Annotated in this window: 12 protein-coding genes; 10 read left to right on the top strand and 2 right to left on the bottom strand. The window is 39.6% G+C overall.

Translation table 11 applies throughout. The features are described from left to right. The first annotated feature begins 149 nt into the window (after window positions 1–149). A complete protein-coding gene (gene moaA / locus L659_RS0120960) occupies window positions 150–1121 on the top strand; it encodes a GTP 3',8-cyclase MoaA (protein WP_007582018.1) in 972 nt (323 codons plus the stop codon). Window positions 1122–1290: 169 nt separating this feature from the next. Next, entirely contained in the window at window positions 1291–2328 is a 1038-nt protein-coding gene (locus tag L659_RS0120955; RefSeq protein WP_024591791.1) for a GGDEF domain-containing protein, read from the top strand. A gap of 10 nt (window positions 2329–2338) precedes the next feature. Here the strand turns inward: L659_RS0120955 and L659_RS0120950 are convergent, their stop codons facing one another. After that, window positions 2339–3277: a LysR family transcriptional regulator gene (locus tag L659_RS0120950; protein ID WP_007582020.1), complete on the bottom strand. Its 939-nt coding sequence runs from the start codon at window positions 3275–3277 to the stop codon at window positions 2339–2341. Between the two features lie 119 nt (window positions 3278–3396). Here L659_RS0120950 and L659_RS0120945 point away from each other — a divergent pair, with 119 nt between their 5' ends. From L659_RS0120945 to L659_RS0120925, 5 genes are all read left to right on the top strand, one after another. Then, the gene (locus L659_RS0120945; protein ID WP_024591790.1) at window positions 3397–4566 is read left to right on the top strand and encodes an efflux RND transporter periplasmic adaptor subunit; all 1170 of its coding nucleotides are present in this window, start codon (window positions 3397–3399) and stop codon (window positions 4564–4566) included. 9 nt (window positions 4567–4575) lie between these two features. Next, the gene (locus tag L659_RS0120940; RefSeq protein WP_007582022.1) at window positions 4576–7728 is read left to right on the top strand and encodes an efflux RND transporter permease subunit; all 3153 of its coding nucleotides are present in this window, start codon (window positions 4576–4578) and stop codon (window positions 7726–7728) included. Continuing rightward, the gene (locus tag L659_RS0120935; RefSeq protein WP_024591789.1) at window positions 7721–9133 is read left to right on the top strand and encodes a TolC family protein; all 1413 of its coding nucleotides are present in this window, start codon (window positions 7721–7723) and stop codon (window positions 9131–9133) included. Before L659_RS0120940 ends, L659_RS0120935 begins: the two co-directional genes overlap by 8 nt. Before the next feature lie 10 nt (window positions 9134–9143). Further along, window positions 9144–10172, top strand: a complete 1029-nt coding sequence (locus L659_RS0120930; RefSeq protein WP_024591788.1) for a zinc-binding dehydrogenase — start codon at window positions 9144–9146, stop codon at window positions 10170–10172. A gap of 339 nt (window positions 10173–10511) precedes the next feature. Beyond that, complete coding sequence (locus tag L659_RS0120925; protein WP_024591787.1) at window positions 10512–12767, top strand: acyl-CoA dehydrogenase; 2256 nt, start codon at window positions 10512–10514, stop codon at window positions 12765–12767. 191 nt (window positions 12768–12958) lie between these two features. Here the strand turns inward: L659_RS0120925 and L659_RS0120920 are convergent, their stop codons facing one another. Beyond that, window positions 12959–13921, bottom strand: a complete 963-nt coding sequence (locus tag L659_RS0120920; RefSeq protein WP_024591786.1) for an integron integrase — start codon at window positions 13919–13921, stop codon at window positions 12959–12961. Window positions 13922–14163: 242 nt separating this feature from the next. On the opposite strand from L659_RS0120920, the gene L659_RS0120915 reads away from it, so the two are divergent. The 3 genes from L659_RS0120915 to L659_RS0120905 all read left to right on the top strand — a co-directional run bounded on the left by L659_RS0120915 (window position 14164) and on the right by L659_RS0120905 (window position 17201). Then, a complete protein-coding gene (locus tag L659_RS0120915) occupies window positions 14164–14718 on the top strand; it encodes a hypothetical protein (protein ID WP_024591785.1) in 555 nt (184 codons plus the stop codon). 118 nt (window positions 14719–14836) lie between these two features. Continuing rightward, the gene (locus L659_RS0120910; RefSeq protein WP_024591784.1) at window positions 14837–15442 is read left to right on the top strand and encodes a DUF998 domain-containing protein; all 606 of its coding nucleotides are present in this window, start codon (window positions 14837–14839) and stop codon (window positions 15440–15442) included. A 220-nt stretch (window positions 15443–15662) separates the two neighbouring features. Then, window positions 15663–17201: a transposase gene (locus L659_RS0120905; RefSeq protein ID WP_024590181.1), complete on the top strand. Its 1539-nt coding sequence runs from the start codon at window positions 15663–15665 to the stop codon at window positions 17199–17201. The last annotated feature ends 199 nt before the right edge of the window (window positions 17202–17400 follow it).

The following is a 17400-nucleotide window of genomic DNA, read 5'->3' as shown; positions in this document are numbered from 1 at the left end:
CTTTAAGTTATTAAATATATTTATGTAATTATTATTTATGTATCAATAAGTAGCGTTGTTTATACCAATTTGCTTAATTAAATGATTAAGTATTATTGCAAATTGGTATTAGGTTGTTATTACTTGTTGATATTAGTTAAGGTTTATTTATGCTAATCGACCCAACAGGGCGAGAGTTTAGTTACTTACGTTTGTCTATTACTGATGTATGTAATTTTAAGTGTGTTTATTGTTTACCAGATGGTTATCAGGGTGGTCATGACCGTGGCTTTCTCACAATTGATGAAATTAGCAACACGCTTAAAGCGTTTGCACACCATGGTATCGAAAAAGTAAGGATCACTGGCGGAGAGCCAACCCTTAGAAAAGATTTTATAGATGTTGTTCGCGCGGCAAAAGATGTCGCGGGCATAAAAAAAATTGCAATGACTACCAATGGTTTTTCCCTTCATAAGAATATTCATGACTGGGTAGATGCAGGCTTAAACGCCATTAATGTAAGCATTGATAGTTTAGATTCGCGCATGTTTAACACCATTACTGGGCATGACAAATTTACCTCCGTAATGAAAGGTATTGATACTGCGCTTGAAACGGGTATTGATTCGGTAAAAATAAATAGCGTGTTGATGAAGCAATACAACGCAAAAGAGTTTGATACATTTTTAAATTGGGTTAAACACCGTCCCGTTACCATCCGCTTTATAGAATTGATGCAAACAAACGACAACAAAGCCTTTTTTGATGCTAACCATGTTTCTGGGCAAGTTTTAAAAACTCAGTTATTACAAACGGGTTGGCAGCAAGTTGCGCGTAGTGCATCAGCAGGTCCTGCTCAAGAGTTTGCTCATCCTGATTATCAAGGCAGAATTGGTTTGATCATGCCTTACAGCAACGACTTTTGTAGTACCTGTAACCGATTAAGGGTTACAGCAAAAGGGAATCTGCACTTGTGTTTGTTTTCTGAAGAGGGTATTTCGCTAAGAGAATATATGAACGACAGTTCAAACAGTGAATTAATGGCATTGTTATCTCGTTATATTAAAACCAAAAAGCCAACTCACCTTTTACACCAAGGTAATACAGGTATTACTACTAATTTATCCATGTTAGGTGGCTAGTTGTTAAAGCCACTTAGTGATACTAAAGCATCAAACGTGTTTCTAAAATACACTACATTATCCCTAAAATGTAAATAACTGGTTGTATCTACATGGTTTTATATGAACAAAGCTTGTTAAATTGTATTTTCACGTTAAACTTACTTTTTATTTTTATTAAGTGATTAGAATGGATATCGCGGCTCTTAATAGCACTAAATCATTAAGAAAGGACGTCCTGAGAGGGATGTGTCTTTGTTTTGGTTTTTTATCGGTAGGATTTGCGGGATTTAATTTAACCGTAAATAACTTTCCATTGCTTGGCTATATCGAAATCTGTTTTTCTATTTATTGTATATTTACTTATATTTCACTTAAACGCCGTCCACTACAGTTTTGGCAATCCTTAATAATGTGTGTACTTATAACGTTAATTGTTATTTTAGGTACATCCTTAGCATCGCCTCGTAATGGTGTGTTTGTATGGTCATTTGCATTACCTATTTTGTACTACCTTTTATTAGGTAAACAATATGGTGTAATTTTCTCTGCAAATTTATTAGTTATCCAAGTGTTTATTTTAGGGAGTAAGTCTACACTTGCCCCCTTTGAAACTTTTAACTTATCCCTTAATCTATTCTGTGCTTATTTAAGTATTTGGGCGATTTCTCATGTTTTTGAAGGGAGCCGCTCACATTTTTCAAAGCGCCTTAAAAATTTAGCCTTACTTGATCCGTTAACGGGTGCAGGTAATCGCCTTTCAATGAACCACTACTTTGAAGTTGAACTACAAGATAAGTCACAGTTATATTTGTTTTTACTCGATTTAGACTTTTTTAAGCAGATAAATGATGAGCATGGCCATGGTGTCGGTGACCAAGTACTTATCGAAGTTGCCACTTTACTAAGAGTTGTGCTTGGTAGAGGGTATGTATTTAGAGTAGGCGGTGAAGAGTTTGCTTTATTTAGCTCTTTTGCAAATGAAGAGGCTGCACTTAATACCGCTGAACAAATAAGAGCACGCTTTGAAAATACCACATTTGACATTGACGGCCTTGCAATTAATGTTACAACCAGTATTGGTGTGGCAAAATTTAAAAGTACTAATTCATTGGAAAGCTTTGTAAACCAAGCAGATAAACAGTTATACAAAGCAAAACAATTTGGCCGCAATAAAGTGTACTGTAAGTTTAAAAAAGAACATGACTATGAAACGGTAGTTGCTTAAGCAGGGTTACTTAATACATTTGCTCAAAATTGGGGATCCCGTTTTCCCAAATCGGTTTATCTTTTCCTAAATGCTCGCGTACAGCATCAAAAAACAACCGGGTCCTCACTGGTAAATCTCGGTGCGGATATACGGCATACATCGCACTAAACTCCATCAGTTTTACATCGGTCAATAAAGGCACTAGCTTACCTTGTATTATTTCATCACCAATAATAAATGCAGGGGCAACAAAGTAAGTTGTTCCCGATAATGTTTTCATTAACAATGACTCGGCATCATTAGCACGAAACACACTTTTTATTTTTTGCTCGCAGCGTTCACCCTTACTATCGTAATAATCTATGGTTTCTACTCGAATAGAATTACTGGCATAGCTTGCTGCTGGTAATTGCGCTAACTCTTCGATTGTTTTTGGCATACCGTAAGTTTCAATAAACTGCGGTGCAGCTAAAATTAATAATCGGTTACGCGCTATTTTACGTGCAATAAGTGACGAATCTTTAGGCTCACCTACACGAAAAGCCAAATCAAATCCTTCAGAGACTATATCTACTAATCTATCGTCTAAACGCAGTTCAACTTCTACTTGAGGAAAGCGTTTTTGAAAATCATTAAGTACAGGTTGTAAATAACGACGACCAATAAGTGTTGAGGAAGTGATTTTTAATACGCCACGCGGTTCTAAATGGTAGTTTTCGGCCATGCGTACGGTTTCGCCAAGCAGCTCTCTAAGCTCTGCGGCTTTTTTGATCATTTCGGCGCCTGCCGCTGTGAGCGAAAATGAACGTGTGGTTCGGTTGAGTAACCTAACGCCTAACTCATCTTCTAAACGACTAATTTGCTTGGATATAACAGAGCGATCTATGTTGCGTATTTCTGCAGCTTTTGCAAAAGAGCCTTGCTCAACCACTTCAAGTAACATTAAAAGTCGACTTGTTGTATCCATTATTACACCTTAATTAATCTATTGATGCCATTTTGGCATTAATGAATTTAAAAATCTATGGTTTTTACACACGGGTTTAATCCGTATTATGCGAGGCTAATCAACAATGGAGCGTCTTCATGAACAAACATCTAATTGCTGCTGCACTTACTGCGGCATCTTTAACACTTGCGGGTTGTGCTGATGAGAGCACAGCTCAATCAGCACCTGCACAGCAACTTCAACCAATTGATGTAGCACAGGTGCTTGTTAAGCCGGTACAAAGCTGGCACACATATACAACTCGTTTAGAGTCTCCACAAGAAGTTGCTTTAATGCCGCGTGTATCGGGAATCATCGATAGCATTGAATTTAAAGAAGGCGATGTGGTTAAAGAAGGCGATGTTTTATTTCAATTAGATGCTCGTCCATTTGCTGCTGTGGTTGCTAGCTTAAAAGCGCAAATCAACAGTGCAGAAGCTGCCTTAGAGCAAGCTAAAAGTGAAGACAAACGTGCGGTACGCTTATTAGACCGTAAGGCAATCTCAACTGAGCAAGCACAAGCGCGTACTTCAACACTGCGCCAACGCGAAGCACAGCTTTCTGCACTTCAAGCTCAACTTACTTCAGCAGAGCTTGATTTAGAGTTTACGTCAGTAGTATCACCAATTGATGGCATTATTTCTCGCGCAAATATTACCAAAGGTAATAACATACTTGCGGGTCAAAGCGTATTAACGTCAATTGTTTCAAACCAAGCTATGTACGCTTATTTTGATGTTGATGAACGCACATGGAATAGCTCTTTTAATGATGTTACTGCTGCGAGCCACCAAACTGTTGTAATGCAAAAAGTGGGTCAAAGCGATTTTGCATACAAAGGCTACATTAACTTTATCGATAACCAAATTAATTCATCAACGGGTACATTACGCGTACGTGCAGTATTTAATGAAGACAGCGACCAATTACGCGCAGGCTCGTTTGCACGTATTAAGCTTGCAGCCAACTCTATTAGCGACGCGATTATTATCCCAGAACGTGCAATTGGTACCGACTTAAAAAATCGTTTTGTATTAACGGTTGGCGAAAACAACGTACTTGAATACAAACTTATTACTACTGGTGAGCGTTACGGTGCATTACGTGCAGTTACATCGGGCCTTAATGAAGGTGATGTTATTGCTGTAAATGGCCCAGCTCGCGTAGGCCCTGGTATGCCAATCTCTCCGCAAACAGTAACAATTGATACAAGTGGTGTGGCATTTACATTGTTAAATGACAACGCACAACTTGTGGCTAAGCAATAAGGTTTATTGATGAAATTCTCGCATTTCTTTATACAGCGTCCAATATTTGCGGCCATGCTGTCATTGGTTATTTTAATTGCTGGTGGTATATCACTATTCCAATTACCAGTAAGTGAATACCCAGAAGTAGTTCCTCCAACAGTTGTTGTTACCGCCAACTACCCAGGTGCTAACCCTACCGTTATTGCGCAAACAGTGGCAACACCGCTGGAGCAAGAAATTAACGGTACTGAAAACATGCTATATATGTTTTCGCAAGGTACCAGTGATGGCCGCATGACACTAACGGTAACCTTTGCTTTAGGTACCGATTTAGACCGTGCTCAAGTACAAGTGCAAAACCGTGTAAACAGTGCGCTTCCGCGTTTGCCAGAAGAAGTACAACGTTTAGGTGTTGTGGCTGAAAAGTCATCACCAGATTTAACCATGGTAGTGCATTTATACTCACCTGAAAAAACGCACGACACAGCTTACTTATCTAACTATGCTGATTTAAACATTAAAGATGAAATTGCGCGCTTACCAGGCGTAGGTGATATTCGCATGTTTGGTGCTGGCAAATACTCAATGCGAGTATGGCTAAACCCAGATGCACTTGCTGCACGCGAATTAACAGCAACAGATGTAGTAACAGCACTTCGCTCGCAAAACCAGCAAGTTGCTGCAGGTAGCTTAGGTGCGCAACCAATTTCAAACGACAGTCAATTTCAAATATTGTTAAACGTTAAAGGTCGTTTAAACAGTATTGAAGAATTTGAACAAGTTATTATTAAAGTAGGCGACGAAGGTCAGTTAACGCGTTTATCTGATATAGCCCGTGTTGATTTAGGTCAAGACACTTACGCACTGCGTGCAGAGCTTGATAATCAACCGGCTCTTGCAATGCCAATATTCCAACGCCCAGGTTCAAACGCTATTGAGCTTTCTGATCAAGTACGCGAAACAATGGCGCGCTTATCTAAAGATTTCCCTACCGGTGTTGAATACGACATTGTGTACGATCCTACGGTATTTGTTCGCGGCTCAATTGACGCGGTAATTGCAACGTTGCTTGAAGCAATTGTGCTGGTAGTTATTGTTGTTATTGTATTTTTACAAACCTGGCGTGCATCAATTATTCCGCTAATTGCTGTGCCTATTTCGCTCATTGGTACGTTTGCCGTAATGCAGTGGTTAGGTGTCTCAATTAATACCTTGTCGTTGTTTGGTTTAGTATTGGCCATAGGTATTGTTGTAGATGATGCGATTGTAGTTGTTGAAAACGTAGAGCGTAATATTGAAAAAGGCTTATCGCCACTTGAAGCAACCCGCGTTGCAATGAGTGAAGTAACAGGCCCTATTATTGCCATTGCGCTAGTACTAAGTGCTGTATTTATTCCTACTGCGTTTATTACCGGTTTATCAGGTCAGTTTTATAAGCAATTTGCACTTACAATTACAATTTCGACGATTATCTCAGCGTTTAACTCATTAACGTTATCGCCTGCGCTTGCTGCATTGTTATTAAAATCGCATGATGCAAAACCAGATGCCTTCACGCGTTTACTTAATAAATTGTTTGGTCGTTGGTTATTTAAACCATTTAACCGCGTATTTAATCGTGGTGCTAAAGGTTACGAAAAACTGGTACAAAAACTAATTCGTATGACCGTTGTTGTAATGGTGGCTTATATTGCACTTGTTGGCGGTACAATTAAGTTATTTGATACCGTACCAGGTGGCTTTATTCCACAGCAAGATAAACAGTATTTAGTGGCTATTGCGCAGTTACCTGACGCATCAAGCCTTGATCGTACTGAAGACGTACTTGCTCAAATGCAGCAAATTGCATTAGAAGTACCAGGCGTTGCACATACTGTTGCTTTTCCTGGCTTATCAGTGAACGGTTTTACGAATAGCCCTAACAGCGGCATTGTATTTACACCACTTGAAAGCTTTGACAAACGTACCGACCCAAGCCAATCAGCTATGGCGATAGCGGCGCAGTTGAATAAACGTTTTGCCGCCATTGATGAGGCATTTGTAGCGGTATTTCCACCGCCGCCAATTCAAGGATTGGGCACAACAGGTGGTTTTAAACTGCAAATAGAGGACAGAGCTAATAAAGGATTTGAAGCACTATTTAATAGTCTGCAAGCCGTAATTACTAAAGCGCAACAAGACCCTGCATTAATGGGCCTGTACTCAAGTTTCCGTATCCAAGTTCCACAAATGGATATTGATATTGACCGTGAGCAAGCGCTTATTCAAGGTATTCCACTTGATGAAGTATTTAACGCACTGCAAATTTACTTAGGCTCTGTGTACGTAAATGACTTTAATATGTTTGGTCGTACGTACCAAGTAAATGCACAGGCCGATGCTGACTACCGCTTAGACCCTGATCAAATACTTAATTTAAAAGTACGTAACCGCTCAGGTAATATGGTGCCACTGGGATCTGTACTAACTGTAACACCAACAATTGGTCCTGACCGTGTTATGCATTACAACGGTTACCCAAGTGCAGAGCTAAATGGTAGCCCAGCGCCAGGTTATAGTTCTGATCAAGCACAAGTTGCTATTGAAAAAGTACTCGCAGACACACTACCAACAGGTATTGAATATGAGTGGACTGAAGTAACGTACCAACAAGTACTTGCCGGTAACACCATGGTTTATGTATTCCCGTTAGTTGTATTACTTGTATTTATGGTACTTGCAGCGCAGTACGAGAGCTTACGTTTACCACTGGCAATTATATTAATTGTACCAATGACTATTTTCTCAGCCTTGTTAGGTGTGTGGTTTGTTGGCTCTGACAACAACATATTCACTCAAATAGCGTTAATAGTACTGGTCGCGTTGGCTTCTAAAAATGCAATATTGATGGTTGAGTTTGCAAAAGATAGACACGACTCAGGCTTATCGCACTTAGAGGCAATACTTGAGGCATGTCGTATGCGCTTGCGCCCAATATTAATGACCTCAATTGCATTTACAGCAGGTGTTGTACCGTTAGTACTTGCCACCGGTGCAGGCGCCGAAATGCGACACGCAATGGGTAACGCAGTATTCTCAGGGATGATAGGTGTAACCGTGTTTGGCCTATTGTTTACGCCGGTATTTTATATGTTAGTGACTAACAAAAAAGAGAAAGCGCAGGAGAATACTCATGACTAAATTAATGCAAAAAAGACTTAAAACAAGTCTGACCGCCAGTGCAGTATTAGTCGCTGCGTTTTTAGCCGGGTGTGCGAGTAAAATAGACACCATGAGCGAGCAAAAAGCCGTTAACGAATTTGTTGCCAAAGCTAATATTGCTAGTAACGTTAGCGTTGCTGATGAAACAAACTGGTGGAAAAAGCTTAATTCTGATCAACTAAATGAGCTTGTTACCGGTGCGCTTGCAAATAACTATAATTTGCAAACAAGCCAGCTAACACTTAAAAGTGCATTAGCGCGACTAGGAGAGCAAAAAGCCCAGTACCTTCCGCAAGGTGGCGTAAATGTTGGCGCAGCTCGAAGCGATGCACCAAGCGTTTATGACCGTCAATCAAGTGCAAACGTTGCACTTGATTGGCAGCTAGATTTATTTGGTCGTATAACGGCGTTGGTTGATGCTGCAAATGCATCAGCCATGAGCCAAGCAGAGCAAGTACGTTTACTGCAAATTGAAGTTGTTTCGTCAGTCGTTAAAGGCTTTGTAAGTTATCAAGGCAATTTTGAAAAACAACACATTGTTACGCTTCAAATTGAAGCGCTTGAGCAAAGTATTGACGTTCTTCAAGCCCGTGTTGACGAAGGCGTCGCAAACGAGCTTGATTTAAACCGTACTATGGCGCAGCTTAGGCAGCAACAAGCACTAATGCCTGCCATTGAGTATGCAAAATACAGCGATTTATCTGCCCTTGCAGTACTAAGCGGTAAGTTAGCGCAAAATATTGCTATTGAAAACGAGCAAGGTGTGCTTGAACGTGACTTTAGCGTAGCACTAAAAAACGCTAATAATGCCATTGCCTTACGTCCAGATATTAGCCGTGCATTGTTTGATTTTAGCCAAGCAAATAGTTTAAGTGTTGCAGCTAGCAAAGCGTTATTACCAGATATTAGCTTATCTGCATTTGCAGGGGTTGTGAGTATAGATAGCACAGGCTTAAAAAATACCGACCAACAGTGGCAAGTAGCGCCGCAGTTGCAATGGTCGTTATTAAGCTACCCAGCATTATTAGCACAGCGCGACGCACAGCAGTTTTTAAGTGAAGCCGCATACAGCGATTATCAACAAGTGGTATTAACTGCACTAAGTGAAAGTGAACTTTCACTGCAATTGTTGGTCAATCAAGCACAGCAAAAACGCTTTGCCGATGAGCGCTATGACTTTGCTAATAAAGCATTTTTACAAGCCCAAGCAATGTATGAAGAAGGCCAAATTCCTTACCTTGAGTTGTTAGATGCGCGTCAGGATGTTTTAATAGCACAAGAAAATGCTGTTGAAACAACAATTTCTTCACTGCTTGCCAAAGTAAATGCTTACCAGTCATTTAATGGCCAATGGAGTTATGCGTTAAACGACACTAATAAGTAGAGTTATATTGATGCCAAATACTGAAAATTTACATGAATACATTATCCCGCAAACAATGCGCGCTATTGTACTGCCAGAACCAAATGAAGCAATTAACTTAGCGGATGCTGAGCTGCCTGTTCCAGACTGTGCAGATAACGAGCTGCTTGTAAAAGTAGAGTACGTTGGTTTAAATCCAGTTGATGGTCAATTTGCTAAAACAGGCTTTTGTAAGTGGCAGTATCCACACATTTTAGGCTTAGATGCCGTAGGTGTTGTGGTTAAAGCTAATAAAGGTGTGTTTCCAAATGTTGGCGAGCGGGTTATGTGGCATGCCAACATTGGTGAGCAAGGTGCTTTGAGCGAATACACCAAAGTACCTAACTTTGCAGTGTCGGTTGTGCCAAGCGGTTTAAATCCGGCCATTGCAGCAACACTTCCATGCGCCGGTATGGCAGCACTTATCAGCTTAGATAAAATAGGCATTAGTGAAGGCGATACTATTTTTATTGAAGGCGGAGCCGGAGCGGTAGGGCAGTTTGCTATTCAATATGCAAAACAGCGTGGTGCAGATGTATTTACCACTGCATCAAAGCGTAACCATAAATTGGTAAAGCAGCTAGGCGCTGATGTGGTTTTTGACTATAGCGATAAAAAGCTATGCGAAAAAATCCGCAGAGAACTTGGCCCGCAAGGCTTTGATGCGGTTATTGATACGATAGGAGGTGAGTGTACTCAGCGTAATATTGAGTTAATGCGTTTTTGCGGACGTATTGCCTGCTTAAATCCGCTACCTTGTTTTGATCAAGACTTAATGTATCACCGAGCGCCCAATATTAGCGTTGTATCGATTGGTGGTGCATGGCTTGCTAATAGTTTATGTGCACAACAACGCTTGAGCTTTATGGGCAACCTGTTACTTGAAGGAGCTGTTAGTGGCGACATTAAACACCCAGAAATAACGCCCGTAGATTTTAGTGCTGAGTCAGTATCGCAAGCGCTTAATAAACAACTTGCTGGTGGTTTTACCGGCAAGCAAGTTGTTAAAGTTGCTAAGTGAAGCGCTTATACAATTTGATTTAAATTTAAGTAGTTTTAGTTAGATTAACTGATAATGTAGCCTCTATAAATTGAATAAAAACGTAGCCTATTTGTGCTGCGTTTTTTTATGCCCATCAAAAAATAGATACAGCGCTAGAGCTTTTGCTGTTTTATTCATCATTTTAGTCAAAATACTTTTTTTCAGCGTACAACTGTAAGCCTTTGTGTTTCAACAGTTTACGTTCAGGTAAAGAAAATAAATTGAAAAAACTGTTAATTAATTGAATAGAGTAATTGATCTAAACGATTTTTTATGACGTAATGTAGGTATTATTTAGCTGGTCGGATGAGTTCAATCATGAGTTTACGTACAAAACTAAAAAAAGTATTACCAAGTATTTCTATCACAGAACAAGAAGCGCTAGACGCGGGTGATGTATGGCTTGAAGGTTCTATCTACCAAGGTAAACCTGATTTCAGCGCACTTCGCGACGTACCTGCTGCTACATTAAGCGCAGACGAGCAAGCATTCTTAGACGGTCCAGTAAAAGAACTACTGGGCATGATTGACGATTCAGTGATTCAAAACGGCATTCATTTACCAAATGACATCTTAGAATTTTTGAAAAAAGAGCGTTTTTTCTCGCTTATCATTCCTAAGTCGTTTGGTGGTTTAGAGTTTAGCCCTTATGCAAACTCTACTATTGTTGGCACAATTGCGACTAAAAGCTCAGCAGTTGCGGTAACCGTAATGGTTCCTAACTCGTTAGGCCCGGGTGAGTTATTACTCCACTTTGGTACGCAAGAACAACAAGCGCATTATTTACCACGCCTAGCAAATGGTACAGACATTCCATGTTTTGCACTAACAAGCCCAGAAGCGGGTTCTGATGCAGGTGGCATTCCAGACATTGGTACAGTAACTAAAGGCATGTACAACGGTGAAGAAGTGCTTGGCCTTGAGATCACATGGGACAAACGCTACATAACGCTTGCACCTATTGCTACTGTACTTGGTTTAGCCTTTAAAGTAATGGACCCTGATGGTTTATTAGGTGGCAAAGAAAGCTTAGGTATTACCTGTGCACTTATTCCAAAAGAGCACCCAGGTGTAGAGCTTGGTAATCGCCACGACCCTATGGGTATTCGTTTTTACAACGGTACTACACGTGGTAACAAAGTATTTGTACCAATGGATTTTGTTATTGGTGGACAGAAAAACATCGGCCGTGGTTGGCAAATGCTGGTTAGCTGTTTAGGTGCTGGCCGTGGTATTTCATTACCTGCGCTAGGTGTTAGTACAGCACAAGTTGCATTTAAATCAGCATCTGAATACGCAGCAGTGCGTGAACAGTTTGGTTTAGCCATTGGCCAGTTTGAAGGTATTCAAGAAAAACTAGCCGACATTGCAGGTAAAACATACCTACAAGAAGCAATGCGCGTACTTACAACTGAAGGCTTAGGCATGGGCTTAAAACCATCAGTAGTAACCGCAATCGCTAAGTACCATATGACAGAGCTTGGTCGCGACGTGCTTGATTCAGCAATGGACATTCAAGCAGGTAAAGCGATTCAAAACGGTCCACAAAATACATTAGCAAGTGGTTATGTTGCTCAGCCGATTGCCATTACGGTAGAAGGTGCGAACATTCTTACTCGTAACCTAATGATATTTGGCCAAGGTGTTATGCGTTGTCATCCATATTTACAATCTATGGTTGAGTCAATTCACAGCGAAGACAAAGGCGCTGATAAAGAATTTAACGGCATTTTACGTAAAACAATTGGTTACAGCACAGCAAACAGCTTACGTGCTTTCCGCCTAGGTGTTTTACCATTTACCGCAAGTGCTAAGTCAGAATTACCAGAAGTACGCGACTACGAAAAAGCAGTACATAAATTATCTGCAAAACTTGCAGTGTACGCAGACTTTTCGTTACTTGTACTTGGCGGTAAATTAAAGCAAGCAGAAATGCTATCGGCGCGTTTAGGCGATGTAATGAGCTTCTTGTACGCAGCTATGGCATCAATTAAATACTACGAGCAAAAAGTATCAAGTAGTGACCGTGAGCAAGCTGCGCCGTATTTCCATTACGCGACTCGTTTTGCACTACAAAGTGCTGAAGAAGCATTGCATAAGTTTTTAGATAATTTCCCTGCAAGTGGTACTCGTAAGTTTATTCGTTTCATTACAATGAACTACTCAACTAAAATGCCAAAAATTAGTGACGACTTAATCCGCGAACTAGCTAAGCAAGCTCAGCTAGATACCGCATTTAAAGCGCAAATCACGCATTTAGTTAAACCAGTAGTAGGCGATGGCCATCATATTAATGAGCAAGCTTACAAAGCTAAAATGGCATCACTTGGCGAGCTGGCTAAAGTTAAAAAAGCACTACGTGCTAAAGTAATTAAACCAGGTATACGCTTTAACATCACGCTTGATAACGCACTAGCGGCAAACGTAATCACGCAAGCTGAGCACGTTCAGTTAATTGATTACAACATCAAACGTGAAAAGGCGATTCGTGTAGATGAGTTCGATTTTGATATGAACATACTAGATGATAACGCACAGCCAATTAACCCGCTTAAAAGCGTAGTTAATCAGTAAGTTAAAGTAATTAAATTCAATGATGCAAAGCGCCCGCAGTATCGGCGCTTTTATTTTTGATTAAAAAATTAGTGTGGAGCCCCGTTTGTGTAAAAACAAGCGGGGCTTTTTTATGTTTTTTAAAAGTAGAAATAGATGGCGGTATTGGTCTGTAAGCGAGTATGTATGTGTAGAGGATTAAAAAGAGACGCTTATAATCTTGAAAAAGGGCTGATAACCCCGTTAGCACCTTGTTGTAGTACATGGGTATATATTTGTGTAGTACGCACATCGCTGTGACCTAGCTGTGTTTGTACTGTACGAATATCAGCGCCGCTTTGCAGTAAGTGCGTAGCAAATGAATGGCGCAAAGTATGTGGCGTAACGTGTTTATTAATTTCAGCTTTTGTTGAAGACAGTTTAACTGCCTTTCTTACCCCTGAATGATCTAAGTGGTGACGTCTTATTTCTCCTGTTTCAGGGTCCGTACTTAATTTATGTGATGAAAATAAATATTGCCAGCCCAGCTGTCTATTGTGGTTTGGATATTTTTTACGTAATAAATGAGGCATGTAAGGGCCGCTATACAAGGGGTTTTTCAGATCTAATTGCAGGTAACTATCAACTAATTGTATTTGAGAACGTAATTGCGGTGTGAGCTCTACTGCAAGCGTTACAACACGATTTTTGCCTCCTTTGCCATCCCAAATTCGAATGCAGTTATAGTCAAAGTCAATATCGTGTATCCGTAAACGCAGTACCTCCATTAAGCGCATACCGCTACCATAAAGTAATCCACAGGGTAAATAATGCTTTGCAGAGCACACTTTAAAAAAATTATTTATTTCTTGCTGCGTTAAAACTACCGGTAGTTTAGTTGCTCGTTTGCTCTTAATAAAACCTAATGATAATGAAAGTGGTTTTTTAATCACTTCTTTAAATAAAAAGCTCAATGCATTTAAGGCTTGTGCTTGAGTGTTAGGAGCAACATTTTGTTGGTTGACAAGGTGGTTTAAAAAAAGTTCGACCTCATTGTCTCCCATCGTTGTTGGGTGCCTCATAGAGTTAAATCGAATAAACAAAGCTATCCAGTATAAATACGCTTTAACGGTACTTTTAGCATAACGCTTTAGATACATTTGTTCGGCTATCATAGTTAAAAAAGGTGATTTCATGATATGAATCTCTAGCAAAAGTTAACTGTATATATAGACAGTGCTTGTTGTTTTGTCCAATATTACTGATCTCCACCATTTCGGTGCATTTTCGCACTGATTAAAAATAATTTTCAGTTAACTAATTGTTTACAGGTGTTTATTTGATGGTTAAGATAAATGCACTGTAATATATGGACATTTTTCGGTTTATAAAACGACAAATGTCGTAGACAAAGTTGTTATAACTCACAGGAAGTGTCGTGATAAATTATATAGATGATAGAACTGAACTTGATATTAAATCTGCATTTTCATTGTTCGTAGTTTTTTTAGTTGCTCTATGTTTTTCTGCTTGGATCGTTTCTTTATTTAGCTTTGAGACTAAGATATTTGATAAAGAGTTAACTAAACATTTATCAGAAATAATGACCGAGCATGAGGCAGGGAAAAGCATGTTTGTGCTTTCAATATTTGCTCTTTTATTCTCTTACTCTAAATATCTATTTTCACTCAAGTGGGGCGTTAACCCATTTCTAAATAAATACTTAGTTTTAGCTCCTACAAATTTTTTAGTTAGCTTAGTGTTTGTTGAGCTAGCTGTAACATATAGTGTTGTAATTATGGTGCCTAAAAGCCCAATTCCACATTGGGATGTACTTTTATATTTGGGTGGCAAAAACACTGTGCTTGGTATTGCACTAATTTTATCTTTAGCTGTAATTAACAAAAATAGTTCATTAAATATAAATAAAACACAGCAGTTTTTCTTATCCGTAATTCTTGCTGGTATTTATTTTTGGGCATTAACGTGGTGAGTTATAACAAGTTACTTAAACGGACGCTAAACAGTTGGCTAGCGCTCGTTCCTCGCAATTTTAGCCAACTATTTTTCGCCGCTTAGCAAAGCGTTAGTTTACAAAAAGGATTTTGGTAGTGTTTGAAAGTATTGCGATCTATTCAGGGTTAATTGCAACAATCTGGATCTTCATTGGTGTTTACGTAGCAAGTAGATTTTATGCTGGTTACAGCCATTCTAAACAATTTTGTAGTGAGTTAGGTGCAACAGGTAGCCCAACAGAAAAATTGTCACCCTTAATTAATAATTACCCTTTAGGCTTTCTCTTTTGCTTTTTCGGTTGGTATTTGGCGCAGCTTTCAAGCGTTTCAATCTTAGTGAATATTGCGGGTTGGTTGGTCATAGCTCATGGCATTGGTACATGGGTAGCTGGGTATTTCCCTATGGACGCAGATCCATTTACTAAGAATCCAACTTTTAATTGTAAGGTACATTCTTGGGCTGGTTTTATCATGTTACTTTCGCTAGTTGTAGCACCAATATTAGTAGCTATAAGTCCAACAACAGAAATTATCCCTCTATATTTCCGTATTTTTTCAGTTATTTCTGTTATCGCTGCGGTTTATTATCTATTCGCTATGGCTAAAGCCGTAAAAAATCAAAGTAATCCTGGCATTCATCAACGTATTTCATATGGCTTTCAGCTAATTTGGCTAAGTGTCTTTTCATTAGTGTTGGTGTAATTGTAAACTAACAAGGCAATCAAACGGAAAATTATAGTTGGCTGTTTTTCGTTCCTCAAACATTTTAGCCAACTATAATTTTCCGCTTATTGCGGCGTTGAGGCTGTAGAATTACTCTTTTTAGGAACGTATCCAACTATTCTTGGTTGGTTGCTTTTTAACCTTGAATCCATCTGTTTGCTGTGATCTAATAGATATTATTCACCCACGGTAAACTGTTATGGCTAACTACAAGCCTGACTTATCCTGTCAAAATAAATTCATTCCTATCAATTTCGCTGAGCAAATTCTGCCTGGCACTTTTGAGTATGCCCTTTGTTATATTGTCGAAAATAAACTCGATTTATCGGGATTTGACGCGTGGTACAACAATGACAAAACGGGCGCGGCGGCGTATCCACCTTCGGTAATGCTAAAGATTATTTTACTGGGCTATGCACATGGTTTGATCAGTAGCCGTCGAATTGCTAAAGCGTGTGAGACGAACATTTTATTTATGAGTGTGTCGGGTGATATCCAGCCACATTACACATCTATAGCGGGTTTTGTGGCTAAAATGCATGAACAGATTGAGCCACTTTTCACGCAAGTGCTGATGATATGTGATGAGGAAGACTTGATAGGCCGCAATATGTTTGCCATTGATGGGTGTAAATTAAAGTCCAATGCGAGTAAAGAGTGGAGCGGCACATTCGATGAGTTAAGCCGCAAAAAAGCAAAACTAGAACGCGCAAGCAAACGTATTATTGAACGCCACCAATCACAAGATGGACTGGGCGAAGAGTTGATAACTCAGGACTTAAAACAAAAAGAAAAGCTGGATAGAAGTGCAGGTAAAATCACCGAGTTTTTAGCCACTCACGAAGAGAAAACAGGCAGTAAAGGCAAGCCTGTTAAAAGTAATATCACTGACCCAGATAGTGCGAAGATGACGACCTCAAAAGGGACAATTCAAGGCTACAACGGCATCGCGATAAACGATGATAAACATCAAATCATCCTGCAAGCACAAGCGTGGGGCTCAGTGGGCGAACAACAAACTTTACAGCCAGCCGTTGCACAATTAAAACAGCAGCTTGCTAAACTCAATACAGAAAAAATGGCAGATAAACACACCATCAAATTTACCGCAGACAGTGGGTTTAACAGCGAAGTAAATCTTGAGTTTATGGCGCAAAGTGGGTTCGATACCTACATTGCGGATAACCAATTTAGAAAACGAAATCCGCTATTTAAAGACAGCGAAACATACGAAACAGAGCAAGAAAAACGGCGACTAAAACGCAGCAAAGGCAAGCCTCGGTTATTTACCTCAGACGATTTTCATTATGATGAGACAACGCAAACATGCCGCTGCCCTGCAGGCAATGCCATGTGGCGAAGCGGGGTCAATGTAAACAGCCATAACCAGCAATACACGCGATTCTGTGGTTACTTAAAAGACTGTAAAACATGCCCGCTACAGCAGCAATGCATGCGAAAACCACCGATAGAAAGAGGACGACAAGTGCAGTTTATAAATAATGAATCGCGCAAAAAGCTGAGCTATGTCGATAAGATGAAAGTTAAAATAGACAGCCCAATCGGACGACGACAATACAGCAAACGGCTCGGCTGTATTGAACCGGTGTTCGGGAATATTACAGTGAACAAAGGCATGAATAAATTGACCTTACGGGGTCAAGCGAAAGTAAATGCGCAATGGCAATTGTATTGCCTTGTTCATAATATAGAAAAGCTGAAAAATACGATACATTAAAAAGGGGAAGCCCTTTTAACCTAAATTAAAGCCACTCAAACACCCGTAATCCCTTCCAAAACGCCAATTAAAACAATATCAAACACTTCTATATTCTGCATAAAAATATAGTAATCAATTGAACCAAAATAGGAACTCAGCTATGGTTTGTTTATCAATAAAAACAAATTTAAAAACGAGTTAATCTACAGGCTCGTTA

This window comes from Pseudoalteromonas sp. S8-8, from assembly GCF_000497875.1.
GTDB lineage: Bacteria > Pseudomonadota > Gammaproteobacteria > Enterobacterales > Alteromonadaceae > Pseudoalteromonas > Pseudoalteromonas arctica.
Note: the sequence above shows the minus strand (reverse complement) of the source record. Positions and strands in the feature narration are given on the sequence as shown.

Bases quoted from the DNA above. Each gene is read 5' to 3' on its own strand.
- moaA (WP_007582018.1), top strand. From the start codon at position 150: ATGCTAATCGACCCAACAGGGCGAGAGTTTAGTTACTTACGTTTGTCT.
- L659_RS0120955 (WP_024591791.1), top strand. From the start codon at position 1,291: ATGGATATCGCGGCTCTTAATAGCACTAAATCATTAAGAAAGGACGTC.
- L659_RS0120950 (WP_007582020.1), bottom strand. From the start codon at position 3,277: ATGGATACAACAAGTCGACTTTTAATGTTACTTGAAGTGGTTGAGCAA.
- L659_RS0120945 (WP_024591790.1), top strand. From the start codon at position 3,397: ATGAACAAACATCTAATTGCTGCTGCACTTACTGCGGCATCTTTAACA.
- L659_RS0120940 (WP_007582022.1), top strand. From the start codon at position 4,576: ATGAAATTCTCGCATTTCTTTATACAGCGTCCAATATTTGCGGCCATG.
- L659_RS0120935 (WP_024591789.1), top strand. From the start codon at position 7,721: ATGACTAAATTAATGCAAAAAAGACTTAAAACAAGTCTGACCGCCAGT.
- L659_RS0120930 (WP_024591788.1), top strand. From the start codon at position 9,144: ATGCCAAATACTGAAAATTTACATGAATACATTATCCCGCAAACAATG.
- L659_RS0120925 (WP_024591787.1), top strand. From the start codon at position 10,512: ATGAGTTTACGTACAAAACTAAAAAAAGTATTACCAAGTATTTCTATC.
- L659_RS0120920 (WP_024591786.1), bottom strand. From the start codon at position 13,921: ATGAAATCACCTTTTTTAACTATGATAGCCGAACAAATGTATCTAAAG.
- L659_RS0120905 (WP_024590181.1), top strand. From the start codon at position 15,663: ATGGCTAACTACAAGCCTGACTTATCCTGTCAAAATAAATTCATTCCT.